This window comes from Burkholderia sp. LMG 13014, assembly GCF_905232215.1.
GTDB lineage: Bacteria > Pseudomonadota > Gammaproteobacteria > Burkholderiales > Burkholderiaceae > Burkholderia.
The window spans coordinates 1-3,759 of record NZ_CAJNKE010000565.1 but is presented as its reverse complement, the minus strand read 5'-3'; the positions used below and the strand labels follow the sequence as shown (position 1 = coordinate 3,759).

The 3,759-nt window shown below is 66.4% G+C and carries 5 protein-coding genes; 1 reads left to right on the top strand and 4 read right to left on the bottom strand.

The window, feature by feature from the left end; genetic code table 11:
- Window positions 1-284 (bottom strand): LysM domain-containing protein (locus JYJ84_RS30945; RefSeq protein WP_205189902.1); only part of this gene is annotated, 284 nt, incomplete at its 3' end.
- A 425-nt stretch (window positions 285-709) separates the two neighbouring features.
- On the opposite strand from JYJ84_RS30945, the gene JYJ84_RS30940 reads away from it, so the two are divergent.
- Complete coding sequence (locus JYJ84_RS30940; RefSeq protein WP_122949192.1) at window positions 710-1,030, top strand: hypothetical protein; 321 nt, start codon at window positions 710-712, stop codon at window positions 1,028-1,030.
- 118 nt (window positions 1,031-1,148) lie between these two features.
- Here JYJ84_RS30940 and JYJ84_RS30935 read toward each other — a convergent pair whose 3' ends face one another.
- The 3 genes from JYJ84_RS30935 to JYJ84_RS30925 all read right to left on the bottom strand — a co-directional run.
- The gene (locus JYJ84_RS30935) at window positions 1,149-1,493 is read right to left on the bottom strand and encodes a DUF4148 domain-containing protein (protein WP_043177725.1); all 345 of its coding nucleotides are present in this window, start codon (window positions 1,491-1,493) and stop codon (window positions 1,149-1,151) included.
- Window positions 1,494-1,693: 200 nt separating this feature from the next.
- Window positions 1,694-3,106 (bottom strand): NADP-dependent phosphogluconate dehydrogenase, encoded by a 1,413-nt coding sequence (gene gndA, locus JYJ84_RS30930; protein ID WP_043177729.1) that lies wholly within the window; start codon window positions 3,104-3,106, stop codon window positions 1,694-1,696.
- 97 nt (window positions 3,107-3,203) lie between these two features.
- Window positions 3,204-3,759 (bottom strand): DUF938 domain-containing protein (locus tag JYJ84_RS30925; RefSeq protein WP_205189901.1); only part of this gene is annotated, 556 nt, incomplete at its 5' end.

Below are 3,759 nucleotides of genomic sequence, written 5' to 3'. Positions count from 1 at the left end.
TACACGGCATCGGTGGGCGCCATGTGGTTCCAGCTGGCCACGTCCTGCACGCGCTGCCCGTACGCATTCGCGACACCCGCGAGCGTATCGCCCGGATTCACGCGGTAATAGCCGGCGATCACGCCCGGCGTCGCGGCCGACGTGGGTGCCGACTGGCGCGCCGGCTGCCAGCTATCGGTCCACGGCGTCATCGTGCAGCCCGTCAGCGCGATGGCCGCGGCAACGAGCGCCGCCTGCGGCAGCCAGCGCGTCAGCGCATCGTGGATGGGAATAATTTCTCTCAAGGGTCCTCCCGGATTTGCGTCGCCGCGCCGCCCACCGCCCCCCGGCGCGCGACGCACGATGTCCGGCCAGAGGGCCGGACCAACCAGTATCCGACCGCTGTCGCGGCCGTCAGTTTCCATAGTGGAACGTCGGCGCGAATGGGCTCACCGGCCCCTTTTTCGCGTCGTCCCAATCGGCAAAGATACCATTTGTCGCGGTCAGGGCCGCGTCAGGTGCCCGATCCGGCAACAATCTTGCGTCGCCGCACCGGCGTACCGGCGGCCTGCAAGCCGCGCCGCGCGGGCCGTCGGGCGTGCCTGCCGCGGATCCGCCGCCCGCTTCGCCGCCCTCGCCTGCCATATCGATCCCGTCACATTCTCCGCTTCGATCGCCACCTATACTCGGTGATGCACTGCGCGATCCAACGACAACGAGGAGCATGACAATGAACAACGCGACGTTTCTTTCCGTGCAGCTCGACGCCGACGATTTCTCCGGTTCCAGCGGCCTGGTCGAATTGCTCAACCGGCACCTGCTGTTCGCGACCGATGTCGCCGAGGCGGCCGATGCGCTCGTCCAGCTGGCGAGCGTCGCGCATATGACCGGCGCCACGCGCCATAGCGTCGAGCTGCCGGTCCTCGCGATCGAGCGGCTGCGCGACGCGCTCGATACGTTGAGCGGCTATGACGAAACGTGGCTGCAGGTGCTGGAACCGGCCGAAGCGCTGTTCCGGGATATCGGGCGCGGCCGGCGCCCGCTGCACTGAACGGGCCGCTGGCGCGATACACGCGCCGCCAATGAAAACAGCCCGTCGTTCCGCATGTCGGAACGACGGGCTGTTTGTACTTCCAGGGTCGGATCAGGCCGCCGATGCGGCCGCACCATTAACGACCCTTGTAGATCGGGGCGTCGTCAGCGATACGCTTGACTTGCCAGCCGGTCTTGGCCTTGGCCGGAGCGCCGGATTCCTGCGCGGCGGCCGGTTGCGCGCCGTAGCCGGTCGTGTCGGCAGCGGCGACGTTCTGTTGCGGGTTCAGGCGGGCTTCAGCAGCCTGGATGCCTTCCGGGTAGTTCGTACGGTCGCTGCCCAGCTTGTAGCCGGCCTGTTGCACGGCGACCAGATCGGCCTTCACCTGTGCACGGGTGACGGGTGCATTCTGTTGGGCGAACGAGACGGCGGGAACGGCGAGGACGGCAGCTGCGGCGAACGTTGCGATCAGCGATTTCATGATTACCTCCGGGATTTTTTTGCTCCGCCGCACACACCATGTCTGCAGCGATGGAACAGAGTTTAGTCCCGGCGTCCCCTAGGGAAAACCATGAAACAACGAAAACACTGTTTCCCCGGAGCCAACAATGTTGGCATCCGGGATCGAAAAACCCTACTCAAAGAATAGATTTTCGCAACAATGCTGTCCCCGCCAGCCGGTTACGACCAGTTCGCGTGGAAGCTGCCCGGCTTGTCGGTACGCTCGAACGTGTGCGCGCCGAAGAAATCTCGCTGCGCCTGCACGAGATTCGCCGGCAGCCGCTCGGAGCGGTAGCTGTCGAAGTACGCGACCGCCGACGCGAACGCCGGCACCGGCACGCCGGCCTTCACCGCGGCGACCACGACGTCGCGCAGCGATGCCTGGTAATTCGCGGCGATGTCCTTGAAGTACGGATCGAGCAGCAGGTTCGCGAGCGCCGAATCCTTCGCGTACGCGTCGGTGATCTTCTGCAGGAAGCGCGCGCGGATGATGCAGCCCGCACGGAAGATCTTTGCGATCGTCCCGAGATCGAGGTTCCAGCCGTATTCCTCGGACGCCGTGCGCAGTTGCGCGAAACCCTGCGCGTACGAGATCACCTTGCTCAGGTACAGCGCGCGGCGCACCGCTTCGACGAACGCGGCACGATCGCCGTCGAACGGCGCGGCGGCCGGGCCCGACAGGACCTTGCTGGCCGCGACGCGCTCGGTCTTCAGCGACGACAGCACGCGCGCGAACACCGATTCGGTGATCAGCGGCAGCGGCACGCCGAGATCCAGCGCATTCTGGCTCGTCCACTTGCCGGTGCCCTTCTGCGCGGCGCGATCGAGGATCACGTCGACCAGGTGCTTGCCGGTTTCCTCGTCCTTCTTGCCGAAGATCTTCGACGTGATCTCCATCAGGTAGCTGTCGAGTTCGCCCTGGTTCCACTCGGTGTACACCGCGCCGAGTTCGTCGTTGGTCAGGCCCGCGACGTCCTTCAGCACCGCATAGCTTTCGGCGATCAGCTGCATGTCGCCGTATTCGATGCCGTTGTGGACCATCTTCACGTAATGGCCCGCACCGTCCGGGCCCATGTACGCGACGCACGGCTCGCCGTCCGACGGCGCCTTCGCGGCGATCTGCTTGAGGATCGGCTCGACGAGGTCGTACGCGTCACGCTGGCCGCCGGGCATGATCGACGGGCCGCGCAGCGCGCCCTCTTCGCCGCCCGACACGCCGGTGCCGATGAAGTGCAGGCCCGATTGCGCGAGCTCCTGGTTGCGGCGGATCGTGTCGGTGAAATGCGTGTTGCCGCCGTCGATCAGCACGTCGCCCTTCTCGAGCAGCGGCTTGAGCGACGCGATCGTCGCATCGGTCGCCTCGCCGGCCTTCACCATCATCAGGATCCGGCGCGGCGTTTCGAGCGACGCGACGAACTCCTCGAGCGTATAGGTCGGCACCAGATTGCGGCCGGGGAATTCGGCGATCAGTTCGTCGGTTTTCTCGCGGCTGCGGTTGTACACCGACACCGCGTAACCGCGGCTCTCGATATTGAGTGCGAGATTGCGGCCCATCACCGCGAGCCCGATCACACCGATTGCTTGTTTGCCCATTAGTCAATTCTCCGGAAAAAACGGGGCGCGACCCGAGCCGGGTCGCGCGCACAGGCGAAAGGATAGTGGAAACCCGGCAGCGATGTGCGCTTCCGTGTCATTGCTCCGCGTGCGGCAGCCGCCGGAACACGACGCTCAGGTTGTTCGCCGGCATCTCGACCACCTCGATGCAGTCGAGGCCGCGATCGAGGCCGAGCGCGACGACCGTCTCGAGATCGCGCACGCCCCACGACGGGTCGCGGCTGCGCAACTGCAGGTCGAACGCTTCGTTCGACGGCGCCGTATGCCGGCCCTCGCGCCGATACGGCCCGTACAGGAACAGCACGCCGCCCGGCCGCAGCAGGCGCGACGCACCCGCGAACAGCGCGTCGGTGCAGGCCCACGGCGAGATGTGAATCATGTTGATGCAGACGATTGCATCGAGCGCGTCGACCGGCCACGACGCGTCGCGCACGTCGAACGCGAGCGGCCCGGCAACGTTGGCAAGGCCCGCATGGGCCACCCACGCGGCGATCGAACGCCGCGCCTGCGCATCGGGATCGCTCGGCTGCCAATGCAGGCCCGGCAGCGCCTGCGCGAAGTGGACTGCGTGCTGCCCCGTGCCGCTCGCGATTTCAAGCACGCGGCCGCTTGCCGGCAGCACGCGGCGCAAG